This window comes from Chania multitudinisentens RB-25 (assembly GCF_000520015.2).
Classification (GTDB): domain Bacteria; phylum Pseudomonadota; class Gammaproteobacteria; order Enterobacterales; family Enterobacteriaceae; genus Chania; species Chania multitudinisentens.
Window position 1 is genome coordinate 3,444,906 of sequence record NZ_CP007044.2, and the last position, 24,422, is coordinate 3,469,327.

At 47.2% G+C, this 24,422-nt stretch carries 24 protein-coding genes and 2 pseudogenes; 17 read left to right on the top strand and 9 right to left on the bottom strand.

The window, feature by feature from the left end:
- Positions 1-20 precede the first annotated feature (20 nt).
- From Z042_RS15050 to lysC, 9 genes are all read left to right on the top strand, one after another.
- On the top strand, positions 21-293 hold the full coding sequence (locus tag Z042_RS15050) for a YcgL domain-containing protein (protein ID WP_024910861.1): 273 nt from the start codon (positions 21-23) through the stop codon (positions 291-293).
- Positions 294-598: 305 nt separating this feature from the next.
- Positions 599-1,255: a fumarylacetoacetate hydrolase family protein gene (locus tag Z042_RS15055; protein WP_024910860.1), complete on the top strand. Its 657-nt coding sequence runs from the start codon at positions 599-601 to the stop codon at positions 1,253-1,255.
- Between the two features lie 1,022 nt (positions 1,256-2,277).
- Entirely contained in the window at positions 2,278-2,706 is a 429-nt protein-coding gene (locus tag Z042_RS15060; RefSeq protein WP_024910859.1) for a hypothetical protein, read from the top strand.
- A gap of 91 nt (positions 2,707-2,797) precedes the next feature.
- Positions 2,798-3,166 carry a putative holin gene (locus tag Z042_RS15065; protein ID WP_024910858.1) on the top strand — a complete coding sequence of 123 codons (369 nt, stop codon included), beginning with the start codon at positions 2,798-2,800 and terminating at the stop codon, positions 3,164-3,166.
- Positions 3,159-3,455, top strand: a complete 297-nt coding sequence (locus Z042_RS15070) for a phage holin family protein (protein WP_037405816.1) — start codon at positions 3,159-3,161, stop codon at positions 3,453-3,455. Before Z042_RS15065 ends, Z042_RS15070 begins: the two co-directional genes overlap by 8 nt.
- On the top strand, positions 3,442-3,834 hold the full coding sequence (locus tag Z042_RS15075; RefSeq protein WP_024910856.1) for a M15 family metallopeptidase: 393 nt from the start codon (positions 3,442-3,444) through the stop codon (positions 3,832-3,834). Before Z042_RS15070 ends, Z042_RS15075 begins: the two co-directional genes overlap by 14 nt.
- Before the next feature lie 83 nt (positions 3,835-3,917).
- Positions 3,918-5,165, top strand: coding sequence for a hypothetical protein (locus Z042_RS15080; protein ID WP_024910855.1), 1,248 nt, complete (start codon positions 3,918-3,920; stop codon positions 5,163-5,165).
- Positions 5,166-5,275: 110 nt separating this feature from the next.
- Positions 5,276-5,623: a hypothetical protein gene (locus Z042_RS26055; protein ID WP_051506683.1), complete on the top strand. Its 348-nt coding sequence runs from the start codon at positions 5,276-5,278 to the stop codon at positions 5,621-5,623.
- Entirely contained in the window at positions 5,523-5,771 is a 249-nt protein-coding gene (lysC, locus tag Z042_RS26955) for an Rz1-like lysis system protein LysC (RefSeq protein WP_081758412.1), read from the top strand. The genes Z042_RS26055 and lysC overlap by 101 nt, the downstream gene beginning before the upstream one ends.
- Positions 5,772-5,807: 36 nt before the next feature.
- On the opposite strand, the gene Z042_RS26060 is transcribed toward lysC, so the two are convergent.
- The gene (locus Z042_RS26060) at positions 5,808-6,074 is read right to left on the bottom strand and encodes a hypothetical protein (RefSeq protein WP_024910853.1); all 267 of its coding nucleotides are present in this window, start codon (positions 6,072-6,074) and stop codon (positions 5,808-5,810) included.
- 221 nt (positions 6,075-6,295) lie between these two features.
- Between Z042_RS26060 and Z042_RS25165 the strand changes: the two are divergent.
- The 4 genes and pseudogenes from Z042_RS25165 to Z042_RS24605 form a co-directional block, all read left to right on the top strand.
- A pseudogene (locus Z042_RS25165) lies at positions 6,296-6,448 on the top strand (HNH endonuclease); the annotation flags it as partial.
- 219 nt (positions 6,449-6,667) lie between these two features.
- A pseudogene (locus Z042_RS26365) lies at positions 6,668-6,809 on the top strand (terminase small subunit); the annotation flags it as partial.
- Between the two features lie 389 nt (positions 6,810-7,198).
- The gene (locus Z042_RS15095; protein WP_024910851.1) at positions 7,199-8,425 is read left to right on the top strand and encodes a phage tail tip fiber protein; all 1,227 of its coding nucleotides are present in this window, start codon (positions 7,199-7,201) and stop codon (positions 8,423-8,425) included.
- A 55-nt stretch (positions 8,426-8,480) separates the two neighbouring features.
- Positions 8,481-10,163, top strand: a complete 1,683-nt coding sequence (locus Z042_RS24605) for a phage tail fiber protein (protein WP_024910850.1) — start codon at positions 8,481-8,483, stop codon at positions 10,161-10,163.
- Between the two features lie 319 nt (positions 10,164-10,482).
- Here the strand turns inward: Z042_RS24605 and Z042_RS15105 are convergent, their stop codons facing one another.
- Together Z042_RS15105 and yeaG are read right to left on the bottom strand one after the other, a co-directional pair.
- Positions 10,483-11,751, bottom strand: coding sequence for a YeaH/YhbH family protein (locus Z042_RS15105; protein WP_024910849.1), 1,269 nt, complete (start codon positions 11,749-11,751; stop codon positions 10,483-10,485).
- 186 nt (positions 11,752-11,937) lie between these two features.
- The gene (gene yeaG, locus Z042_RS15110; RefSeq protein ID WP_024910848.1) at positions 11,938-13,872 is read right to left on the bottom strand and encodes a protein kinase YeaG; all 1,935 of its coding nucleotides are present in this window, start codon (positions 13,870-13,872) and stop codon (positions 11,938-11,940) included.
- Between the two features lie 489 nt (positions 13,873-14,361).
- Here yeaG and Z042_RS15115 point away from each other — a divergent pair, with 489 nt between their 5' ends.
- Positions 14,362-15,066 (top strand): MipA/OmpV family protein, encoded by a 705-nt coding sequence (locus Z042_RS15115; protein ID WP_037405920.1) that lies wholly within the window; start codon positions 14,362-14,364, stop codon positions 15,064-15,066.
- A 95-nt stretch (positions 15,067-15,161) separates the two neighbouring features.
- On the opposite strand, the gene Z042_RS15120 is transcribed toward Z042_RS15115, so the two are convergent.
- Positions 15,162-16,037 (bottom strand): D-hexose-6-phosphate mutarotase, encoded by an 876-nt coding sequence (locus Z042_RS15120; protein WP_024910846.1) that lies wholly within the window; start codon positions 16,035-16,037, stop codon positions 15,162-15,164.
- Positions 16,038-16,289: 252 nt separating this feature from the next.
- Positions 16,290-17,285, bottom strand: coding sequence for a glyceraldehyde-3-phosphate dehydrogenase (gene gapA, locus Z042_RS15125; protein WP_037405813.1), 996 nt, complete (start codon positions 17,283-17,285; stop codon positions 16,290-16,292).
- A gap of 348 nt (positions 17,286-17,633) precedes the next feature.
- On the opposite strand from gapA, the gene msrB reads away from it, so the two are divergent.
- Together msrB and Z042_RS15135 are read left to right on the top strand one after the other, a co-directional pair.
- Entirely contained in the window at positions 17,634-18,047 is a 414-nt protein-coding gene (gene msrB, locus Z042_RS15130; RefSeq protein ID WP_024910844.1) for a peptide-methionine (R)-S-oxide reductase MsrB, read from the top strand.
- A gap of 65 nt (positions 18,048-18,112) precedes the next feature.
- Positions 18,113-18,385, top strand: coding sequence for a YeaC family protein (locus tag Z042_RS15135; protein WP_024910843.1), 273 nt, complete (start codon positions 18,113-18,115; stop codon positions 18,383-18,385).
- A 97-nt stretch (positions 18,386-18,482) separates the two neighbouring features.
- Here Z042_RS15135 and chiD read toward each other — a convergent pair whose 3' ends face one another.
- From chiD to sppA, 4 genes are all read right to left on the bottom strand, one after another.
- On the bottom strand, positions 18,483-19,763 hold the full coding sequence (gene chiD / locus Z042_RS15140) for a chitinase ChiD (RefSeq protein WP_024910842.1): 1,281 nt from the start codon (positions 19,761-19,763) through the stop codon (positions 18,483-18,485).
- Positions 19,764-19,980: 217 nt separating this feature from the next.
- Entirely contained in the window at positions 19,981-20,613 is a 633-nt protein-coding gene (pncA, locus tag Z042_RS15145) for a bifunctional nicotinamidase/pyrazinamidase (protein WP_024910841.1), read from the bottom strand.
- 16 nt (positions 20,614-20,629) lie between these two features.
- Positions 20,630-21,646 carry an asparaginase gene (gene ansA / locus Z042_RS15150; protein ID WP_024910840.1) on the bottom strand — a complete coding sequence of 339 codons (1,017 nt, stop codon included), beginning with the start codon at positions 21,644-21,646 and terminating at the stop codon, positions 20,630-20,632.
- A gap of 156 nt (positions 21,647-21,802) precedes the next feature.
- Positions 21,803-23,656: a signal peptide peptidase SppA gene (gene sppA, locus Z042_RS15155; protein ID WP_024910839.1), complete on the bottom strand. Its 1,854-nt coding sequence runs from the start codon at positions 23,654-23,656 to the stop codon at positions 21,803-21,805.
- Positions 23,657-23,818: 162 nt separating this feature from the next.
- Here sppA and Z042_RS15160 point away from each other — a divergent pair, with 162 nt between their 5' ends.
- Positions 23,819-24,370, top strand: coding sequence for an NAD(P)H nitroreductase (locus Z042_RS15160; protein ID WP_024910838.1), 552 nt, complete (start codon positions 23,819-23,821; stop codon positions 24,368-24,370).
- Positions 24,371-24,422: the final 52 nt, after the last annotated feature.

A 24,422-nucleotide genomic window follows, 5' to 3' on the forward strand; every position in this document is an offset into this window, starting at 1 on the left:
AATTAAATAGAGTTAAAAAAATGCTTTGTGTGATCTATAGAAGCCCAAAACGTGATCAAACTTATCTTTATGTCGAAAAAAAAGACGATTTCTCTCGCGTACCGGAAGATTTGATGAAAAGCTTTGGTACGCCGCAGTTTGCCATGATGCTTTCACTCGATGAACGCAAGAAGTTGGCCTTGGCGGATATTGAAAAAGTAAAAGAAGCGTTGCAACAGGATGGATTTTATCTACAGTTTCCGCCACCGATGGAAAACTTATTAAATCAGCATTTGTCTGATACGAAGAAATAATCCAATCGCATATTCAGCAAGAGAGGCACCAGTTCCCGTTGAGATCGATACTGACGCGAAGGTGGCTTTGGAGTCGCAAGAAGCTCTGGAGTGTAGATGAAGCGTACATGTTTCTGATTTATGATAATTTCCGTACTTCTAAATACACAGGGATCGCTCTTACTATTTGATTCTGTGTGAGGAAGATGGCGATGGCCGGCGGTAACAGGCAATAATGCCTGTGCCATAAGGGTACCCAGCAAGGTACCTTGTTTTAAATACGGGCTTGTCTATTAAAGCCTTATATAATGGTTGGGAGAGGTGATATGTATCAACATAGAGACTGGCAAGGTTCGTTGCTCGATTTCCCGGTAAGTAAAGTGGTCTGTGTCGGCAGTAATTATGCCGATCATATTAAGGAAATGGGCAGTGCAGCTTCGCCCGAGCCCGTGATATTTATCAAACCTGAAACAGCGTTGTGTGATATTCGCCAGCCGGTGGCAATCCCCAAAAATTTGGGTTCGGTTCACCACGAAGTTGAACTGGCAGTGCTGATTGGTACGCCGCTGAAACAAGCCAATGAAGATCGCGTGGCTCGTGCTATTGCTGGTTATGGCGTGGCGTTGGATTTGACCTTGCGTGAGCTGCAAGCCGGGTTCAAAAAAGCCGGGCAGCCATGGGAAAAAGCCAAAGGTTTTGATGGTTCTTGCCCGATATCCGGTTTTATTCCGGTTGCTGAGTTTGGCGATCCACAAAATGCTGAATTGTCGTTAAGCGTAAACGATGAATTACGTCAGCAGGGTAATACTCACGATATGATAACGCCAATTTTACCGTTAATCGCTTATATGAGCCGTTTTTTCACATTGCGGGCCGGTGATATTATCCTGACGGGGACGCCTCAAGGCGTTGGGCCAATGATTTCCGGTGATATGTTGAAAATAACCCTTAACGGTAAATCACTCAGTACACGAGTGATTTAATTCTTTGCTGCCTGCAATGCGATTTAAGATTGTGGGCAGTGGAGCGGGTGGTGAAAAACAGAGGTGATTATCCGCATCTGAATGCGTTATTACGCTAAGGCTACCTCAGTCTCTCGGTTTTTATGTCTTAATGAGCCTTTGATGTGGCTCTGTATTAAAAGTGAGTTGCCCCCGCTCATCATGAACTTATGAACCTGCCAAGTGCAGGTTTCTTAAGGCCTGGAGGAAGTTCATAAAAAGTAAATATGAAAAACGCAGGGTATTGTGATCGGTATTTCTGAGTTTGAGGCATCAGAAGCTAATCCAGCCGATCTGCAATTCTTGATGAGTGGTTGCTGAGAAAGTAACTATATAATGTCAAATAATAATTTCCCTCAAGCTCAATCAGCCACAGATACTGCAAGGAAATACGCTCTGAATATCACAACAAGGACGTAAGTATGAGTAACGATAAGACGACAGTGACATAGAAGAACGGGCCGATGCCCTGGAAGCGAAAGAGCAGGTTAAGCAGCTTTTAATGCAGTTTGCAGCTGGTGGAAAAATTAAGGCTCATTGATATTTCCGAATCTAGAAATTGTTGCTTAAGTATTTAACATATATACGATAGTGCCTACAAAATAGATTACGCTAAATGCCAGCCATCCCAAGGGGATGCATGCGTAAAGGATTACACGTTTTTTCTGTTCAAAAGCGCCATATAAAAGTATTAGCGCGGATGGTATAGCGAAGTAAGGCCATGAGAGAAGTGTGTAAAGCACCCAAGAGTCCAGTAATTTAAATGAAAGATCCATATTTCCCCTGTTAAGTAACGCTAATTTGAGTATTATCTGTTTTTTTTCATCTACACACAAACATATGTGGCCGCGCTTATAGCAAGGCCTTTCTTATTCTGTGTTTGCACCAATACGTGCAGTGCCATGTACAGTACAACGCTTCTCGCTATCTCCCCCTTCGTCTTCTTGAGATACTGTTTATCCAGACAGTGGTTTGGTTTAACTATCTAAACAAGAGGAATTATCATGGCAACAAAAGGTGCTCGTCCTGTTCAAGAGATCTATCAGTTTTCACCTGTGGAATCAGAAATTATTCCAGAGGGGATCGAACATTGGGATAACGAAACATTCTACGTAGTAATGAGTGAGAAGGGGGCTGTTGTTGATGTTAGCAACATGCGTCAGACACAAAGTATCAATAAAGAAAATCCAAGATATTCAGTAAAAATTGACGTGGTTTCACAGTATGAAGGGAGCTATTTAAGGTTTAAATATGGTAATGGCACCTATATATATGATCTCCATGGCCGTGATGCTAATAATCAACAACCAATCTTTATTAAACCAGGCGAGCGTTTGATTCTTGAGCTAATTCCAAGCTATGGCGGCGGTGTCATGGTGAAGGTGTTATACGCGACAGAATATTATCGGAGTGCGCTGGGCCCTTATTGTTAAGGCCAAACCATATTTTATTTAAGGCTTACTTCTGTGGGCCTTTTTCATAACGACCGCCCGGCGTTCACTGAGCGAGCAAAGGAGATCATCAATGACGTTACCTGTATCAAGGGCGACGGAAACAGCGGTAGTTGGCGGTGCGACTATTCTCGGCTTGCTATCAGGGCCGGATGCCGCTGATGTGATTATAGGGGCGTTTATCGGCTCCGTGATTTTTGTAATCAGCGCCAAAGATTACACGTTGTTTATTCGTGTGCTGCTGTGTATTGCCTCGTTTGTTGTAGGGGTGGTTTCCTGCGACTTTTTTGCGTCTCTCATCTCCGCGCTTCTGCCGAGCAACGTTAGCGCAACGAAAATGATCGGGGCAATAGTCAGCTCGGCTGTTTCAGTGCGGTTGCTGATGGCGATGACACAACGCGCATCCGATCCCGACATATTAAAAAGGGGGCCACATGATTAGTTTTGAGGTCTTGCTTGCAGTCTTAAATGGTTTGTCATGCGGGATGATGTCAGTTCGCATGCTGGCATACCGCCGCAACGGTGCGAAATTTAACCGTAGTGCCTCACTGTTGGTGTATTTGCTGATAGTAGCTAGCGGCACCGTTGCGATCCGTATCGCGTTCGGGGAATACAAAATAGTTGATCCGGCAGAAACGCTTTTAAACCTGGTGTTGTGCGTCGCCGTATTACGTGCACGGGGCAACGTGGCGCAACTGTTTTATGGGATGAAATCGAATGAGCAACTTTAAATTCAGCAAACGCAGTGAAGATAATCTCAAAGGGGTAAATCCCAATCTGGTGAAAGTCGTTCGCTGTGCGCTTGAGCTGTCAGCCGTTGATTTTATCGTTATCGAAGGTAGGCGCACTGAGGAACGGCAAAAGCAGTTGGTTGCCGCGGGCGCAAGCAAGACGATGGCCAGTCGCCACATAACCGGGCATGCGGTAGATCTGCTGCCGGTTGGCGCTGACTGGAATGATTATAAATGCTGGTTGCCGGTGCTGGATGCAATGCAAAAGGCTGGCAAGGAATTGGGCGTAAAGCTGCGTTTCGGTATCACATGGACAGCTAACCCACGTGATGCACCTGCTAAGTTTCTGGATGCGCCCCATATAGAAATCCCTGCATAAACATATATAAGAGCTGACAGAAAACTCAATTCTAGTTGGTTTTTTTATTTTTAATAAGCATTTATTAATAGATGGAAATGACGATGAAAAAATTAATATCGATCACTATAGTTATGAGCGTTTTATCAAGCTCCGCTATTGCAGTGCAAAATCCCAATATAGCTAAAGATCTTTTGGCTAGATATAATAATACAGTAAAAACATGTGCTAAGAATGAACCTGCATTTAAATGTTCTGGAATAATGATTAGAGGTGTTAATCAGGCAAATAAATTACCTCATGCTTGGAGTTTAAAGCCAGAAAACAAACAGAAAGAATCTTTTTCATTTGCTTATATAAGAGCAGATCAGCAGTTTTCCAGTTTTCCACGAGGATATGATAGTGGCTTTATTATTTATCCTCATCTAAATACCCCTAAGAATAAAAACACCTATAAAGTTTATTGTGCTTTTCCTGTCGATGGGGGAACAGACAGAAGAGCGGGACACGGATGTGGCAAGTCTTTTGATGATACATTAGGTACTAGTCAGAACTGCGGTAAGCAGGGAATTGACACATATGGGAAATGGGTATCTCATTTCAATAATATAATGAACAGTAATGATAGTAACTTCGTTAGCAGGCAATGTGCTTTTGATATGACCCTATCTAATAGTGGAAATGCCTTTGATATTATAAGACAAGCAAATCAGTATATGCAAAAGAACTCATCAAAGTATTACATGCGCAATAATGAGTTATTGTTAAACGCATGGAATGAGAACAATGCTGCGCCGCTTCCTCTTGAAGCATTTTTTTATTTAATAAACTCGCAAGACGGTTTATCACATGCCCAGGGATATCAAAGGGATTATTATAAACAAAGCAATAAAGAGATTGTTCCAATTGTAGGGATAACGTTACCTAAAAGCCCAAACGATAGGTTAGTCATTAAATATAATGCTAAAGATCAGGTCTTTGATGGTAAAGATAAACCTGTTGTTAGCAGTTCCATAGAATATAGCCGCACCTATAATCGAATAGGTATGAATGGTTCAGTGTCTAGCTTTTCCACTGCGCTGCCTAGTGGTTATTCATTTGTGGCAAATAAAAGATATAAGCTGGAGATTACAATGCCGAGCAATATAAATCTTATTACGTGCAATACGGGGTCTTTTGTGCAAGGTGTTTGTGGTGCAACAAAAAAAAAGGAATATGACTATAGTAATGGAATCTTTACACCGTACAAATCAGGCGTATTATCCCCGCCAGCAACGCTAATTGGCAATAAAAACTTTCAAGTTAAAGCTAATTCATCAGGTACTGTTAAATTCAAATTAACACCACTGTAATAGATATCAGAAAAGATATTTAATCATATCCTTAATATTTCGCTAATGCGGAATGCTACGCATCGCGTATCAATGGGCTGATTAAATATAGAGTAGGAGCTGTTTCTCTCATGAGTAAATACGGATTAATTGGCATGTTATTTGTCGCCATATGCCTTGGCGTTCTCACGTTTTACTATCAAAGTAAATACACAATAACTCAGCAATCACTGAATAACGCTCAAGCGGTAACAAAAAACGCACTGAGCGCTATCAGCTTGATGCATGATATATCAAAGGTTACGCATGATGAGAAACAGCAACTCAGTAATGAGGGTGAGGAGAAGGTGGTTTATATCAAAGAAGCGGTCAAAAGCGATGATTGTGCAAATCGTGTTGTCGCTGTTGCCGCTACTGATTCTCTCCGGCTGCTCGAAAATAGAGTACGTGCCGGTAAACCCACCGAAACTAAACCCTGAGTTAACAGCCGCTACCCCGGTGCCTAAAGTCGTAAGCCCGTTCCGATACGTTGATAGCCTAGAGCTAAATGCCGTTCTGTTTGTGGCGCTAGGCCAATGCAATCTTGATAAAGCGGCAATCAGGACTATCGAAGATAAGCACCAGTAGCCAATGGAACGATTAAGTGAATTGCTCTATCGAACTTTACAACTTTCTGCAAATGAATACTTTAATCCAAGCCCCAGACCCTGTAGGCATGAACTTAGCTCTTGCTTGATTGGCTGCATCATTTTCATTTGCGGCATTAAAAACGCCATCCCATACCCCAGAATCTATTGCATTCCCATAGGTGCCGTTACATAAGTATCGTTGATCTTTATTTTCTTCTGCCTGAGAAGGTAATACTACAAAACCAGATAACAGAAAAATGGTTGGTACTAGAAGTTTTCGAAATGCGCTCGGTATATTCATCTTCAATTCTCTTATTAATTAATGTGAAAAAAAGAATATTGCTGAGCAACTAAGTTGTCAGCATTTATAAATTATCATTATTTTTTCTAAAATATTTAAACAAATGATGAACAATATTAATATATTTGTATGTGTTAAGTTTCGCTACTGTTCTAATCGTTGTCTTTATTAGTCAGCTAAGAGCCTCGGCATAGTCCGGGGCTTTTCTATTTAAGGTGGGTATGAGCAGCTTAAAACCATACTGTAGCAAGTGGCAAGCTGCACGCTTGGAGTTCCTACGACTCAACCCATTATGTGTGATGTGTAGGCAGATGGGACGCATAGAGCCAGCAACGGTAGTGGATCACATCATTCCCCACCGAATGAAGGAGGCAAAGACACCGGAAGAAAGATTTAAATGATAATGAAAGTTATTTTCATTAGTGTGGTTTTATAACGAAACCATATCATTTCAAATGAAAATAAATATCATTTGCGGGTCCTTTCCAGAGTCCGCCTGGGTACGGGGCGATAGGCTTGCAGAAAGTCGCTATTTATGAGTTTTTTGCAGAAGCTGGTTGTTGTTTTGTTATCGCAATAATAAGGCGGGAGGTATGGCCATTTTACTCAATAAAAAAGATATGGCCGCCTCAATAGGGATATCTGTTCAAGCCTTTGATAAATGGGGAGTAACACCAACAGAAAGGCGAGGGCGTGAAGTGTTCTTTGATGTGCGGTCAGTACTGGAAAATCGCCGGGCTCATCATGCTGGAAAAGAACAACCCGACAGTGAAAATGATGCGGGTATCCGTGTGATTTTTCCGTCTGGCAATGGCTATCAGTACATTGCTGAGGTTCGCCAAAATAGCTGGTCAGCAGGGGTAAGTGGAATTCGCTCAATGCCAAGGTAAAGCTTGCCACCACGTCAGCCGAGGATTTTAGTGTTGCATCAGTCAGTACACGGGCTCAACGTTTGAGTCTAATGCCAGTTTGTTCAGCCGCGCATCAAGTTCATTACGTGAATACGGCTACACAACAAAAGATATTTTATCGCTAACCGATGCGTTAGCTACCGGCCTGCAAGTAATAAAGCCTCATGGAAAGATTGGTCTATCAGCGTCCTGAAGGAGATCGAAAAAGTCCTGGTGAATGCCGCGCTAGTGAACTCGCTAAAATCGTTGGGCGGCGGCGGTGGTGTGCTGGGGATGTTGGGCGGTGTTTTTAGTGGCATTGCTGGTGGGTTGGGTGGTGCAGCCTCTGGCGCGGCGGGCTCCGCTGGTGTCGGCGCAATGGGGTTAAGTACAAGCTTTGCAGCGTATGACCTCGGCGGTTTTACCGGGCTGGGGGATAAGTACGAACCTGCTGGCATTGTGCATAAGGGCGAGTTTGTCTTTACAAAAGAGGCCACGGAACGGATCGGTGTAGAAAATCTCTACGGCATGATGCGCGGTTATGCCACTGGCGGGTTAGTTTCTGATGGTAAGCTGCAAGACATGTGGTCTATCAAAGTCGGTAAGACGCAAGATGGGAAGATGTATTCTGCCGGGATCGGCGTTGGTGTAGAAAACACGCCGGAGGGACTACAGAGCCAGGTGCTATTTCTCTCTGATAGATTTGCATTTTTAAATAACACAAACGGCGTGGTGTCTACTCCGTTTGTTATCGACGGCGGGCAAACATTCATAAACTCGGCGTTTATTAAAGATGGTTCCATCACCAATTTGAAAATTGGTGAATATATTCAGTCTAATAATTACAGTTGGGATTATCAGACCGGATGGTCAATTGAAAAAAGCGGCGCTGCTGTTTTTAACGGTGTTACTGTGCGAGGGCATGTCGATGCATGGAGCGGATCTTTCAGGGGTTCAATATACGCTGATAGCGGATATTTTAGAGGGGATATAACAGGGGAAAATAGAACGTTTAGCGGCACAGTATACGCAGAGAAAATTTTAGGCGATGTAGTACATGTTGGTGTATGGGAGCCGATTTATGTTACTGGCCCAGCGTCAAGCAATCACAGGTATTTTGGTGGCGGACTCCCGTATCCTTCCATCGTTGTTATTCCTTACGTGAATATAACAACTGATAGAGGGGGAGAGGGTGCCGGTTGGGTTTTTATTAAAGTGAATGGTGTTGATTATTGGAGGTCTACAGCGAGTTCGTCAGGATATAACTCAAACAGTACATACAGAGGTTCTATCGTAATTGGTGTTCCGGCCTACGGTACGCTGGATGTTGAGTTTGGCATTTTGGGTGCGGCGTCAGGTCAGATATGGACAAGTGCAATCCGTCCGACACTGCAAGGCCCGGGGGCTGGCGGAGCAATAACAGTAATGGCGTTCCGCAAGGGGCAGAATAGATTCTGGTAATAAATAATCAATCAATATAACCCGCCGAGTGCGGGTTTTTTTATGGAGAATAAATATGGCAATAATTAGCGGTATTTTAAAAGACCCAATCGGCGGCGCACGCGTTGGCGTAGTAATCGAATTACGTGCTGTCAGAACGTCAGCAACAGTAATAAATCAGGCTCGCTCTCAGTCGATTACTGATGCAACGGGTAAATATACGCTGACTGTAGAGCCTGGTGCATATGACGTAATGATTACAGCCAGTGGCCGCCAGCCGGAACGAGTGGGTGGCATTGCTGTATTGCTGAACTCGCAGGCTGGCACGCTTAATGATTTCCTCACCGCCCCAGGTGAAACCGATCTAAATCCTGAAATCGTTGCTACTGTCGATCGCATGCGTGCAGAGGCAGCAGCATCGGCAGCGGTCAGCGCCAATGGATTATCAGGCGCGTTAAAAAACTTGAACTTCTCCCCAACCGAAGCAGTTGCAAACGCTGCATGGCGTAAAGTCGGTACTGTGAAAAACCTGGTTCAGGGCGGTCAGACAATCGTTATCAGGATCGGCGGCACTGCATCATATAACGGGCACCCCAATGCCAATGGCTTAGTTGATATTGTTATTCGCACCGGCAGTGGCGCTGTAACAAGCGTTAATGCTGTAGGCCACGCATCTGTGAGTGCGTTTGTGACAAATGGCACTGGAGCAGTAAGCTCAACTCAGTTAATCAGCAATCTAGGGTTAATTGAAACAGCGGTAAATACGTTTGATCTGTATCTGCAATTTAATCCGTTTGTGAGTGGCATTTCAGCGGCGATTAGCGCCACGTCAATCTCGCATATTGCCGATAACTGGAGTTGGGGAAAAACAGAAGTAGCCGCCCCAGCAATAGTTTTAGAACGTGAGATAATCAAGGTTTGGACTGAGGGCAGCTTGCCGAATCCGCTAAAAGTTGGTGATTACGGCCTCGGTGCTGGACCATCACACCAAGAGGACACAAAGCAGGCTGTTGGCCGAATTTATCGCGTCACAACTAGCTCGCTAAACAAACCAACGGCTGAGTCACTATACGGGGTTTTATCACTTCCAATGGACGGTAGTCCAACCGTTGGATATGTTTTCGTCAGCGCAACAGGCAAGCTACGCACCGGTTTATCTGGAGCATCAGGCACACTAACGTCATACAGCATCTGGGGTGACTACAACACAACAGTAGACGCCAACGGTTTTATCAAGAAAGCCTCTCCAATCGTTAAACTGTTTGGTGATGGCACCAGCGAGCTTAACGATCAAAGCCAAGGTGTCACCACTGAACGCATCAGCGCAGGGGTTTATAGAGTTTCAGGCACGCTCGGGTTTAACTCAGATGCAGAATGGGGTGGGGTAGATGGTGGGATTGAGATACCGACAGATCGTAATAAGCTGCCGTTGGTCTGGGTGGATTATGAAGTTGACGAATATGGTGTTCTGCTAATCAAAACTTTCCACCGGGCAAACTCATCGGCACCGGCGTTCGCTAAAAACACCATCACCGGTTACAAAGACGGTCAGCCGATCGACATACCTGTCGGTCGCTGGATTGATCTGCGTGTAGAGATGCCCGCGGGCGATGAGCCGGAACCAGTAATTGAACCCAACCCAATTCCAGAGCCTGAGGTGGCACCAGAACCGGATACCGATCAGCAGCCCGAGGCGGAAGTTGAGCAACCAGTTGCGCCTGAACAGGGCGATACACCAGAGGCTGAAACCAAAGAGTAAAACTTAGCGCACTCCCGGCGATTTTCGTCGGGGGTTTTACCAGCGTTTTACCATTATTTTACCATGTTAAATTTTCAGGTATAAAAAAACCAACCGTAACAGGTTGGTTTCTCTATAAAAAGTTGGTCGGCATGAGAGGATTCGAACCTCCGCCCCCCGACACCCCATGACGGCGCGTCATGCTCCTTGGATAAAATTCTTTCCCCAAAACTCAACGCAACTCATTGATCAATAACGGTGTTCAACATCACTCAGAAACATAAAAAAATAGCCAGAAAACAAGGGTTAACTGGCTGTTTTTATTGATGAAACTGTTATTTCATGCCGTCTGCTTGTGGAAAAGCTCGCGGAATACCGGATAGATATCCTCTGGTTCACGAATATGCTGCATGGCGAAGTTTTCAAACGTTGCTTGCAGGTTTTCATATTCGCGCCATAGCGTTTGGTGAGCCCGGCGAGTGATCTCAATGTAGCTGTAATAACGCACCATTGGCAGGATTTTTTGCGCCAGCAGTTCATGACACAGCGGTGAGTCGTCTGCCCAGTTATCCCCATCAGAAGCCTGCGCAGCATAAATGTTCCACTGTGCCGGATCGTAACGTTCTTCAACCACTTCTGCCATTAGCTTCAACGCGCTGGAAACAATGGTGCCGCCGGTCTCCTGCGAATAGAAAAACTCTTGCTCATCCACTTCTTTGGCTTGTGTATGGTGGCGGATATAGACTACTTCAACGTTCTTATAGGTTCGGCTCAGGAACAGATAGAGCAGAATATAAAAACGTTTGGCCATGTCTTTGGTTGCCTGATCCATTGAACCGGACACATCCATCAGGCAAAACATGACAGCCTGGCTGGATGGCTCTGGGCGGCGTTCATAGTTTTTGTAGCGCAGATCGAAGGTGTCGATAAATGGCACACTGGCGATCTTTTGGCGCAACTCGGCAATTTCTTTACGCAGACGTTCCTCTTCCAGTAGTTGTACCGGTTCGGTATTTTCCAGTTGGGTGAGGGTGTCTTCAAGCTCGTGTAATGCCCGCCGTTTTCCAGCAGTCATTGCGGTTCGCCGCGCCAAAGAATTCTGTAACGAACGCACGACGCTGATATTGGCTGGCACACCATTCGCGGTATAACCCGCACGATGGGTTTTGTATTCAGTCAGCTGTTTGTACTGATTTTTCTTCAGGTTCGGCAGTGCCAAATCCTCAAACAACAGATCGAGATACTCATCTTTAGAAATCTGGAAGACGAACTCGTCTTGGCCATCGCCATCTTGACTGGCGTTGCCTTGGCCACTCCCGCCGCCGCCACCGCCTTGCGGGCGTTCGACGCGGTCATTCTGCACAAAGTGATCGTTGCCTGGATGTACGCGATGGCGTTTTCCTCCACGACCTTGATGAAACATCGGCTCGTTGATATCACCAGAAGGAATCGATACGGATTCCCCGCTCTCTACGTCGGTGACCGAACGCTTATTGATGGCTTCGGCAATCGACTGTTTGATTTGCGACTTATAACGGCGCAAGAAGCGTTGGCGATTCACCATGCTCTTGTTTTTGCCATTCAGCCGCCGGTCAATGAAATACGCCATAATTCCCCCAAACGACGTTGCCAACTTCTTCTACCTTCGTTTTCCAGTGTGTCGCAGCGTTAGCTGTTTATGTTTTCCCCTGCCACTCGGTGGACGCAGTGGCGGGGGCATACATCAGCTATCGCGCTGCAACCTGAAATCCACCAGGTAGACAGGCTATCTATATGACATCAATTGCCGCTGATATCATGAAGATTTTCTCACCCGCAGGTACCATTCGCACAACAAACGAACCTGCTTACGGGTGTAGCCTTTCTCCATCATACGGTCAACGAAGTCGTCATGTTTCTTCTGCTCATCCGTTGAGGTTTTAGCGTTAAAGGAAATGACGGGCAGCAACTCTTCGGTGTTCGAGAACATTTTCTTCTCGATAACCGTACGCAACTTCTCGTAACTGGTCCAGTTTGGATTCCGGCCGCTGTTATTGGCACGTGCACGCAAAACAAAGTTGACGATTTCGTTGCGGAAATCTTTCGGGTTGCTGATACCTGCTGGCTTTTCGATTTTCTCCAGTTCAGAATTCAACGATTCGCGGTCAAACAACTGGCCGGTATCTGGATCACGGTACTCTTGGTCCTGAATCCAGAAGTCAGCGTAGGTTACGTAGCGATCAAAGATGTTCTGGCCATATTCAGAATAAGACTCCAGATAGGCCGTCTGAATTTCCTTGCCGATAAATTCGGCGTATTTCGGAATCAGATAACCTTTCAGGTGTTCCAGGTATTTTTCAGCCAGATCCTGCGGGAATTGCTCACGCTCAATCTGTTGTTCCAATACGTAGAACAGATGTACCGGGTTCGCCGCCACTTCAATGTGATCGAAGTTGAATACTCGAGACAATATCTTGAAGGCGAAACGGGTCGAAAGACCATTCATCCCTTCATCAACCCCGGCATAGTCACGGTATTCCTGATACGACTTGGCTTTTGGATCGGTATCTTTCAGGCTCTCACCGTCATAAACCCGCATCTTCGAGTAGATGCTGGAGTTTTCCGGTTCTTTCAACCGTGAAAGAACAGTAAAGCGAGCCAGCGTTTCCAGCGTACCAGGGGCGCATGGCGCGTGGGTCAGTTCACTGTGATCCAGCAGTTTGTCGTAGATTTTGATCTCTTCCGACACCCGCAGGCAGTAAGGCACTTTGACGATGTAAACACGGTCAAGGAAAGCCTCATTATTTTTATTGTTACGGAATGTCACCCATTCCGATTCGTTCGAGTGCGCCAGGATAATCCCGTTGAACGGCAGGGCAGAGATCCCTTCAGTCCCGTTGTAGTTACCTTCCTGGGTGGCGGTCAGCAGAGGATGCAGCACTTTAATCGGTGCTTTAAACATCTCGACGAATTCCATAATCCCCTGGTTGGCCCGGCATAATGCACCGGAGTAACCATAGGCATCGGGATCGTTCTGCGCGTGGTTTTCCAGTTTACGGATATCCACTTTACCGACCAGAGCAGAAATGTCCTGGTTGTTCTCATCGCCTGGTTCGGTTTTGGCGATGGCAATTTGCTCAAGGATGGAAGGGCGAACCTTCACAACTTTGAATTTGGTGATGTCGCCACCGAACTCATGCAGGCGTTTTGCTGCCCATGGCGACATAATGGTGCCAAGGTAACGCGTAGGAATGTTGTATTCTTTTTCCAGAATAGTGGCATCTTCCTGCGGGTTAAACAGGCACAACGGATGGTCATTGACCGGGCTGCGTTCGCCGTTGGCGCTCAGGGTGTAAATAGGTACTCGTTGCATCAGCGCTTTCAGGCGCTCTGCCAACGATGATTTACCTCCACCAACTGGGCCCAGCAGATAAAGAATCTGTTTTTTCTCTTCAAGGCCTTGAGCGGCATGTTTTAGGTAAGAAACTATCTGTTCGATAGCTTCTTCCATGCCGTAGAATTCCTCAAATGCCGGATAGCGAGCGATTACTCGGTTGGAGAACAGGCGAGACATGCGCGACTCAAGCGCGGTATCTACCATGACCGGTTCACCGATAGCCATAAGCAGACGTTCCGCCGCGTTGGCATATGCACTGCGGTCTTGCCGGCAAATGGTAAGAAACTCCTGCAGTGTGAACTCTTCGTCCTTGGCAGCTTCGTAGCGCTGGCGATAGTGATCAAATATGTTCATGGCGATGCCCGTCCTTTCGTTATTAGCACAGGTTAAAGGGAGTATGTGTTGGTGTTCTGACTCCCGGAAGAGAGAAGTTATACCTGAGTACAGCAACCCGTATGCCAACTTGGTGCGCTTATTATCGCGAGTTGCGCTGTATTGCCACTGAGCCCAGGATAAATTCATCTTCTGATTTAAGCGTAGTTGCATACTGAAAAATTTCCTACATGGAAAAAGATTTTTTTAAGTCATATCAATGACTCAGTTATTGCAGGTTAGCGAAATGCCTTGTCTGGCGCGGGTTGTGACGGAATAGTTCATGATTTTGCCATTAATAATTCATACTTTTGCTCTAAGTTATTCGATCTTGGTCATTTTCTTTTGTAAAAATTCGACAGGTAATTCCGTTTTCACATAAACTATGTTGTAGTCTTTTACTCTGTCATTTACGGAAGAAAACCAGTGAAAATATCTCATTTCAAAACGTTAGCAATTATCGCTTCCGCTATGGTTTGCGCGCACAGCGCCCAAGCAGGAAACTGGTCACTTGGTGCGGGCGTGTTGGTGACACCAGAGCCGTATCGTGGTCACCAAACTCGTGTTTACCCAGCCCCTATTGTTAACTACGAAGGTGATAACTTCTATTTTCGTAGCTTGACGGCGGGTTACTATCTGTGGAATGACCAACAGAATCAACTGAGCATTATGGGGTATTACCTGCCGCAACATTTTAAACCCGGCGATAGCGATGATGCGCAGATGAAGCTGTTAGACAAGCGCCGTAGCACGTTGATGGCGGGGTTAGCGTATTCGCATAATGCAGACTGGGGGACAATCCGTACCGCATTGTCTGGCGATATGCTGAATAACAGCGATGGGATATTGGGCGATGCTGCATACCTTTACCGCTTTACCCCTGATAACTGGACGTTAGTGCCGGGTGTTGGTGTTACCTGGAGCAGCGGGAATCAAACAGATTATTACTATGGTATCAGTGGGAACGAATCCCGCCGTAGTGGCCTGGATAGCTATACGCCAGGAAATAGCTGGGCGCCTTATGCTGAACTGACAGCAAATTATAGATTTAACCAAAATTGGAATGCGTTTGTGACGGGCCGTTATATCCGTTTGTCTAGCGAAGTGAAGGACAGCCCGATGATCGATAAATCCTATACGGGGATTTTACTGAGCGGTGTAAGTTACAACTTCTGATCTTGTCTGCACGATAACCGTGCACGGCTTGCACTAATAAGGGGCGTAAAAGCCCCTTTTGCTATTTTGTGGTGCAATAAATTTTAATCCGAGATTTAACGGTTCTTGCGGCTGCGCAACGTCACCGCCAGGCGTGCAGGTTGTGCTTCCGTAGCAACCAACGGTTTTGTTACTCGCCCGGTTTCCACGCAGACCATCGTTTTATAGCCGCCTTCCGAGATATCCGCCATGCTGGCAGCAAGCGCTGCGCCCGGGTTCCAGGCAATCACATCGCTCATATGGTGGTGAGTCACTTCAATTGTGCGTTGCAGCACGGGATCGTGGATCAAACTACAGTTGGTTGGCTGAGTGTAAACTCGGTCGGTCTGGCCAACAAATACCAGATCTCCGGCCTGATGAGCTTCCGCAATGTGTGCCACTTTATCGATATAGCGTTCACCAAGGCCAGCGATGCTGACGCGCGTGATATCACCGATCTGAAAATAAGTATGCAGTGCGGCAGTAGCCTGATAATCCCCATGGGATTCTAATTCAATCTCACATTCTTCACCCAGTTTGAAACGGGCGATAAGCGTAAAGGCGTGTGGCCAGTGCTGACGCGTTTGTTCATTATCTTGCAGGGTAAATGTCAGAACGACACCGTTTTCGTTTTCATCATGGGCAGTTAACGCCCAGGGCTGATTGCGGGCGAATCCATGAGAGGGGGTGCCTGCTTTACCAAACCATGGCCAACAAATTGGCACACCGCCACGAATTGCACTGCCTGTTTTGAAGGGGGTATTGTCGCTTAACCAGAGTACAGGCTCATCTCCGTTGGGTTGCCAAGCCAGTAAATGTGCACCCTGTAAGGCAATGGCAGCACGAACTTTCGGGTGTGTCACTACCAAGATAGGCAGTTCATCCTGTTGACGCTTGCTGATAAAGGGGGTGATTTGTTCGGTAACGGGTAGGGTGAAGATTTCTTCGTGCACGTTATTGCCTTCTTTTCGCCGCAAAAAACCAGGAAACATCCACCTTCATAGAAGGCGGTATTAATTTCGCCCTTTTTAGGGCATCCCACTGCCCTAAAAACCCTACTCAGCATTCCACTTAATTTGTTGGATGGCGGTAAAGAAGATACAGGCAGAGCCAGAAATAAATAACCATGCCTGCACAAGCAGACTTAGTGAGTAACAAAAAGGGCGACATTATGTCGCCCTGATAATCACTGATACATCATACCATTATTTGGAGATGTGAGCGATCAGATCCAGTACTTTGTTGGAGTAGCCGGTTTCGTTATCGTACCAGGAAACCAGTTTCACAAAATTGTCGTTCAACGCGATACCGGCTTTTGCATCGAATACGGAAGTCAGTTTTTCGCCATTGAAATCGGTAGAAACCACTTCATCTTCGGTATAACCCAGAACGCCTTTCAGTTCGCCTTCAGAAGCAGCCTTGATCGCGGCACAAACTTCTTTATAGGTTGCTGGTTTTGCCAGACGTGCAGTCAGGTCAACCACTGACACGTTCGGGGTAGGCACGCGGAACGCCATACCGGTCAGTTTGCCGTTCAGTTCTGGGATAACCTTACCTACTGCTTTAGCTGCACCAGTAGAGGAAGGAATGATGTTCTGAGCGGCACCACGGCCACCACGCCAGTCTTTATGAGACGGACCGTCAACAGTTTTCTGAGTGGCGGTAGTCGCATGAACCGTGGTCATCAACGCTTCAACGATACCGAATTTGTCGTTGATCACTTTAGCCAATGGTGCCAGGCAGTTGGTGGTACAGGAGGCGTTGGAAACGATCTGTTGGCCATCGTAAGATTTGTGGTTTACGCCCATAACGAACATTGGGGTATCATCTTTAGATGGGCCAGTCAGAACAACCTTCTTGGCACCCGCAGTGATGTGTTTGCGCGCAGTGTCGTCAGTCAGGAACAGACCTGTTGCTTCAGCAACGACGTCAACGTTGACTTCGTTCCATTTCAGGTTAGCCGGATCTCTTTCTGAGGTACAACGGATGGTTTTACCGTTAACAACCAGATGGCCGTCTTTAACGTCTACAGTACCGTTGAAACGGCCATGGGTAGAGTCGTACTTCAGCATGTAAGCCATGTAATCAGCGTCTAACAGGTCGTTGATTGCAACGATTTCGATGTCAGAACGTTCTTGAGCAGCACGGAAAACAATGCGACCGATACGACCAAAACCGTTGATACCTACTTTGATAGTCATATATTCCACCAGCTATTTGTTAGTGAATAAAAGGTTGGTTGTAAAATTACAAAAACCGTACCCAGCGTCAAGCGGAATCGTGTCAATTGTTGCGGCAAATCAAACCAGCGAACCGATTTTGCACGCTTATTGCACACTCCATTCACCTTTGCCTTCATCTTGATATGAGAGCGAACTGCTAAGTATAAAGTTTGTGCATACATTATATGTGATGTAAGTCACATATAATGCTGGCTATAGCCTGTATGCCGTACAGTTTAGGCTAAAAAGGTCTACGGCGTTGTTAATTTTTTGTTATTATTGTCGATTGTTTTCGTTGACATTATCCATATTCTGGGAATAGTACCAATGTCTAAAGAGACACCTGTTAACCAACAGACAGTGCAACTGAATGAAATTCAACGCTATGTAACACAGGAGCGTGGCACAGAAGCACCTTATTCCGGTAAATTGCTGCACAACAAGCGTGAAGGTATCTACCATTGCCTGTGTTGTAACGCACCACTGTTTTATTCTGAAAGCAAGTATGATTCCGGCTGCGGCTGGCCAAGTTTTTACCAACCTGTTTCCAGCGATGCCATTCGTTATCTTGATGATAATTCACATAATATGCAGCGGATAGAGATTCGTTGCGGCAAGTGTGATGCTCATCTTGGGCACGTATTTCCAGACGGCCCACAGCCAACCGGCGAACGTTACTGTGTTAACTCGGCGTCACTAAGTTTCACCGATAGCGAAAACGGTGAAAAAACGGCTGGTTAAGTAGTAAGTTGATCAACAAAATCGATTCAGCTAATTATTCATCTGTCAATAAGGAAACCGTGTTGATGGAAGTGAGAGATTTGATTGCGGCCATGACGCCAGAAATCTACCAGCGGTTGGTACAAGCCGTGGAGCTGGGTAAATGGCCAGACGGCGTAGCGTTAACGCCTGAGCAGAAAGAGAATAGCCTACAGGCGGTGATGCTGTGGCAATCGATGCACAACACCGATCCGCAGCATATGAGTATTGGCATCGATGGCCAGATTGTGATGAAAAGCAAACAGGAACTGAAACAGCAGTTTGTTGCGGAACCTTTGGTTAAACTGAAACCGCAATAAGCTGAGGCTGGCTATTATTCTTCAGCCCTGATGATTTGGGTAAGTTCAGGGGAACTCTACTATGAGGTAGGGCGATGTGAACATCGCCCTGGTTGGTTTATTTTTTCAATGTGTTAATACCGAGCGTTTCGGCCAATGTCTGGGCCAAGCGATTCTCATCGTCGGCACCGTATTCCCAGAACATCGCCCCTCCTAACCCTTTACCCTTGATATAATCAGCCTTGATTGCTACTGAACGCGGATTCTCGTAGCTAACTGCAAACACCGGTTTACCCGCAGCTGAGCGCATCATCAGATAGGGCACTTTGGCATCATTATCCCAGTGTTCACTGAAACGCTGTTGCGGGTCTTGCAACATTTTGCTGACAATATCGTTGTATTTGATGTAAGTGTCTTTCTCCAAATCCACCCCCAGCGATTTGAAGATGCCTTTTTCATGTTCGGTAAAATAAGGCTGTGTCACCGGATGTTTGGCCGCGTCAGCTTTATCCCAGTCAATACCTGGCTCGGTAGCGCGTTTGGGAACACGGCCGTAGAAACCAATACCAAGATTCAGTTGGGCTGGTTTTAAGCCGGCAGCCAGATAGTTATTAACCACAAAATCGGCGCTGTATTTATCGGCAGCGGCTACCGTGGGCCACTGTTTGGAGTCATAAAGGTTGGAGTTAAAATACTGTGTGCCATACGCCATGTCGTATGTCATCAGATTGATATAATTCAGATAGGGCGCTATCGCCGTTACATCAAGCCATTCCTGTGGGCTTTTGGCACTGGCCGCTACGGCAATAGTCAGCAATTTGTCTTTATCGAGCGCCTGATGCAGTTCACGTAACAGAACAGTGAAATTGTCGCGATCGGCAGGTTGGCTTTCTACCAGACCCCACGCGCCGTTAACCGGGTATTCCCAATCCAGATCGATGCCGTCTAGCTGATATTTATTGATCACATCCTGCACTGAACGAATAAAAACAGCACGGCTTTCCGGTGTAGCTGCTGCGCCGGAAAATCCTCTCGCTCCCCAACCACCGACCGAGAGCAAGACCTTCAAGGCTGGATTTTGTTTGCGTAAAACGGGGAGCAGTTTCAGGTCAGATTCCACTTTAGGGGAAAGGTAAATCTGGTGCAGATGGGCCGAATCTTTCAGCGCCGGGTTGGTTTCCTTTTTTTCATTGTTATAAATCAGGCCAAATGAGTAATTCAGGTGCGTGATCTGGGTAACGTCCAGCTTATTGATATCCCCCCCAGGCCCGGCGGTGACATCTCCACCGCCGTTAAAATAACCGACGGACAGATAAGAAGCTGCTTGCGCCATACCTGCGCCAGCCATACCAAATTGCACCGCGACCAGTAAAGGCAGAAGTTTACGGGTTAAAGCCATGTCATCTCCTTTGGTCAGCAAGGCTGACCGAAACCGCCGGAAGGCGGCAAAATAAAACCGGGCTCAAGCAGGCCCCGGATGCGTATAACCTTTGCCATAACAGCAAAAGAGCCGTGATCGGACAAGAGATGGCTAGGAAAGAATGGTGAGAATGTGAACAGGGTCGAAAATAATAGAGATAACAATAAAGTGGGGCAGTGAGCAGTGCCCCACAGGATTAGCGATGCATAAATTGTGACAGTGTCACCAGGTGTGCGCCTGCTTGTTGCATCTCCCGCAATGCTTGCTGGCTGTCTTCTGGTTGCAAATTGACGCCGCGGCACCCTTCAACGATAACCTGGGTTGAGTAGCCTAGTTGCAAAGCGTCCAGAACGCTGAATTTCACACAGTAATCGGTCGCCAACCCCATCACGGCAAGCTGTGTGATACCCTGGGATTTCAACCAGCCATCAAGCGCTGTTTGGGTGCGATGGCCGTTATCAAAGAATGCGCTATAGCTGTCGATGTCTGGGTTTTCACCTTTACGAAAAACGGCAGCCAACCGTTGTTGTTTGAGCTGTGGATGAAAAGCCGCTCCAGGGGTTCCTTGAACACAGTGGACTGGCCACCACCGCTGCGGCAGCCCTTCAAGTTCACCGAGCGTCCCTATCTGAGCATGGGAGTTCGCCGCAAAACTGCGGTGTTCTGCTGGGTGCCAGTCCTGGCTGGCGATCACGGGTTCATGCCGGGCCAGGCAGGCATCGATTGCCTGATTGGCAATCGCGATGGTGTGATCACCTTCGGTAACGGCCAGAGCACCGCCAGGGCAAAAGTCGTTTTGTAAATCAATCAACAGCAGGGCAGCTTTCATTTCAACTCCGAGATGGTCAACCCGCAGCGCTGAGTTCACCGCGCAGATCCTGTTGCATCTGGTTACGGATATCTTCTGGTGTCAGGGGTTGGCTTAATAGGTAATGTAGTTTGGTTAGAGCGGCTTCTACCGTCATATCAAAACCACTGATCACACCAGCCTGGGCCAGGGCATTGCCAGTGGCATACCCATCCATGTTGACCCGGCCTGAGAGACATTGGGTCAAATTGACCACTACGATGCCACGCTCGGAAGCATCACGCAATTCATCGATCAATTCCGCTTTTTGCGGAGCATTACCGACACCGTAGGAGCGCAGGATCAACGCTTTTACCGGTTGCAGCAAGTAGTTACGCACAACGGCACCGCAAATCCCTGGATAAATAGTGACAACGCCAATCGGCTGCGGCGTGATGTTATGTACTTGCAGATCGCCATAGCAAACCGGGGAGGCAATACCGGCCTGGCGGCGGATATGAATTCCCGCTTCCAATAGCGGCGGCAAGTTTGGTGAAGCAAAGGCGTCAAAACCATCGGCATGCGCTTTGGTGGTGCGGTTACCGCGGAACAGTTTGTTGTTGAAAAACAGGCTGACTTCATTCACTGGGTGATTTGCTGCCAGATACAAGGCATTCAGCAGGTTAATTTGGCCGTCGGAGCGCAATTCAGCCAAGGGGATTTGTGACCCCGTCACAATGACCGGTTTGTCCAGATTCTCCAGCATGAACGACAACGCCGAAGCGGTGAAAGCCATGGTATCGGTGCCATGCAGGATGACAAAGCCATCGTATTGATCGTAATGCTGTGCGATATCATCGGCAATATGCTGCCAGTTTTCTGGCGTCATATTGGAAGAGTCGGTCAGTGGAACATATTCATGAATGGTGAAGTCAGGCATTTCCGGGCGATGGAATTCGGGCATTGATGCCAGTTGGCGTTGCAGGTGGCCAGAAACTGGGACATAGCCGTGTTCGGAACGTTGCATCCCGATAGTGCCGCCTGTATAGGCGACGTAAATGGATTTCTTGCGCATAGCATTAATCTCAATGGATTTTAGAGAGCAGAATGATAGGAGAATAGACTCAATAGCTGGCAAACAACAGGGGAATGATGAGGGAAAACCACCTGACTTGTGCATCTGATAACGGCAAAAAAAAGCCCGGTGGATACCGGGCTCGAGAGTGGGATATTAGCGGACTTCTCCGCAGGTTAAGCAGATCGCATAACGGTTCTGCGGATCATTCAGGTTATTAAACAGACCAGGCTGGGTTGTGACGGCCTGAGCGATGGAAGCCAAGGGTGCTGGCAACATTGATTTGAGGGCGGTTGGCAACAATGCATGCATTGATACGCCAAACTGGCCGAGGATCATATCCGCCAGGCTGGGGCTGTTCACGAACCAGTTAAGTTGCCAATGGGGCAATTTGGCTAATTCTGCTGCTTTTTTCACGGCGTCATCAAAATCACCCAACTGATCGACCAAGCCATTTTTCTTGGCATCATTGCCAATCCATACATGGCCTTGCGCGATATTATCGACCTGCTCCGGTGTCATTTTGCGGGCATTGGCAACCAGATCAATAAAGTTCTTATAGCCGTTTTCGATATTCAACTGCATCATCTGCGAAAATTCGGAAGGCAACGCTTTAGTCACAGCTAAATCGGCTAACGGAGAGGTTGATACACCGTCAGTATGAACGCCAATGCTGCTCAGGGTGTTCTCATAGGTGTTGATCACACCGAAGATCCCGATAGAACCCGTCAGGGTACTTGGGCTGGCAATAATGTAATCCGCGGGTGTTGATACCCAATAACCACCGGAGGCAGCCATGCCTCCCATCGAAACCACCACTGGCTTCCCGGCTGCGCGAACGGCGGCCAGCTCGGAACGGATCACTTCAGAGGCGCTCACGCTGCCTCCAGGGCTATTTACACGGAAAACCACGGCCTTGACCTGCGGATCAAGGCGAGCTTGCCGCAGTTCTGCGGCAGTGGTATCACCGCCCACGCTTCCTGGCGTCTGTGGGCCATCCATAATGGCGCCATTAGCAAAGATGACGGCGATCTGCCCGCCCTGATCCGGCGTGGGCTTGGGTTGGTAATCGTAGATACTGATCGCGTTGATATTGTTGCTCTGTGTGTCCCAACCGAAGGTTTTTACCAGTTGATTCTCAACGACGATACGGGATGCCAGTTCATCAACCAGCTTGCTGTCCAGCGCAAATTTCGCGGTATCACCCCCCGCCGCTTGCAGGCCGCTGAGGATCGCTGCTGCCCCTGGGAATAGCTGCTCTGGCGTAAGTTGGCGGTTGGCTGAAACGGTATTCAGGTAGTTCTGCCATAGGCCACCAATCCAACGGCTGTCAGCCTCACGGGCTGCCGGAGACATATCGTCACGGATAAAAGGTTCTACCGCGGATTTATAGGTTCCGACACGAAAAATATTGGTGGTAACCTTCAGTTTTTCCAGCAACGATTTGTAATACAGGTTATTGCTGGCAAAGCCGTGCAGATCCACGGCCCCCTGCGGCGACAGATAAATTTTATTGGCATAGCTGGCCAGATAATATTGGGTCTGATTGTAGCTGTCGCCAATGGCGAAGATCGGTTTGCCGCTGTCGCGGAATTCACGCAGTGCTTTACCAATATATTGCAGGGAAGGTTGATCGGCACCGGCAAAGTCGTTCAGCTGTAATACCATACCGGTAATGTTTTTATCGTTTTTAGCCTTACGAATGGTATCCACCAGGTCAAACAGCGAGTTTTCCTGCAAACGATTACTGGAGGAACCTAACAATTCACGGCTCCATTGGCGAACGCGGCTGTTTATGGAGAGCTGGTCAACCACAATGCCGCTGAGATCCACCAACAATGCCCCGCGCGGTGTTTCCAAGGTTGGGCTATTCTGGAAAGAAAAATAGATACCGATGCCGATCAGGATCAGCAGAGTCAAAAACAAGTTCAGGATCAGTTCCCTGATAAAATTCAGCAGACGCCATGTCCACTTGAAAACGCCGGTAATGAATCGCCACAATGTGCGCATGTGCTCTCCAACAATAATCAAGAATATGCCGTTATCCTAATGAGCCGCTAAAGAAATGTCAGCTTTAAATCGTGTGTCACATACAGTATTGCAGAGTCTGTAACTCCCTGTAGGGCTATGCTAACGTGATCGAAATAAATAATGGGTATCAGGAGTTTATAAATGGATGCACTTGAGCTTTTATTGAACCGCCGTTCAGCGTCACGCCTGGCGGCCCCTGCGCCAACCGGTGAAGTGCGCCAGAATATTATTAATGCCGGGTTGCGTGCCCCGGATCACGGTGCATTGCAGCCATGGCGCTTTGTGTTGATTGAAAACCAAGGATTGGAGCGTTTCAGTGAGCTGTTACAGGCAGCGGCGAAACATGATGAGCTTGATGAAGCAGGCATTGAAAAGGCGAAACAGGCACCATTCCGCGCACCACTGATTATTACCGTAGTCGCTCATTGCAGCGAAAGCCCGAAAGTCCCACGTTGGGAGCAGATTATTTCTGCCGGTTGTGCGGTGCAAGCGATGCAGATGGCTGCGCTGGCACAGGGGTTTAACGGCATCTGGCGTACCGGTGCCTGGACAGAGCATCCGCTGGTGCGTGAGGCCTTTGCCTGCCGTGAGCAAGATGAGATTGTGGGCTTTCTTTATCTTGGTACTCCGCAATTGAAAGCGGTGGCTAAAGTTGTGGCACCAGACAGCACGCCTTTCGTCAGCTATTTTTGATCCTGCCCGTAAAACGTTGCTAGAAACTGCGTGATACTCCGCAGTTCTGGGT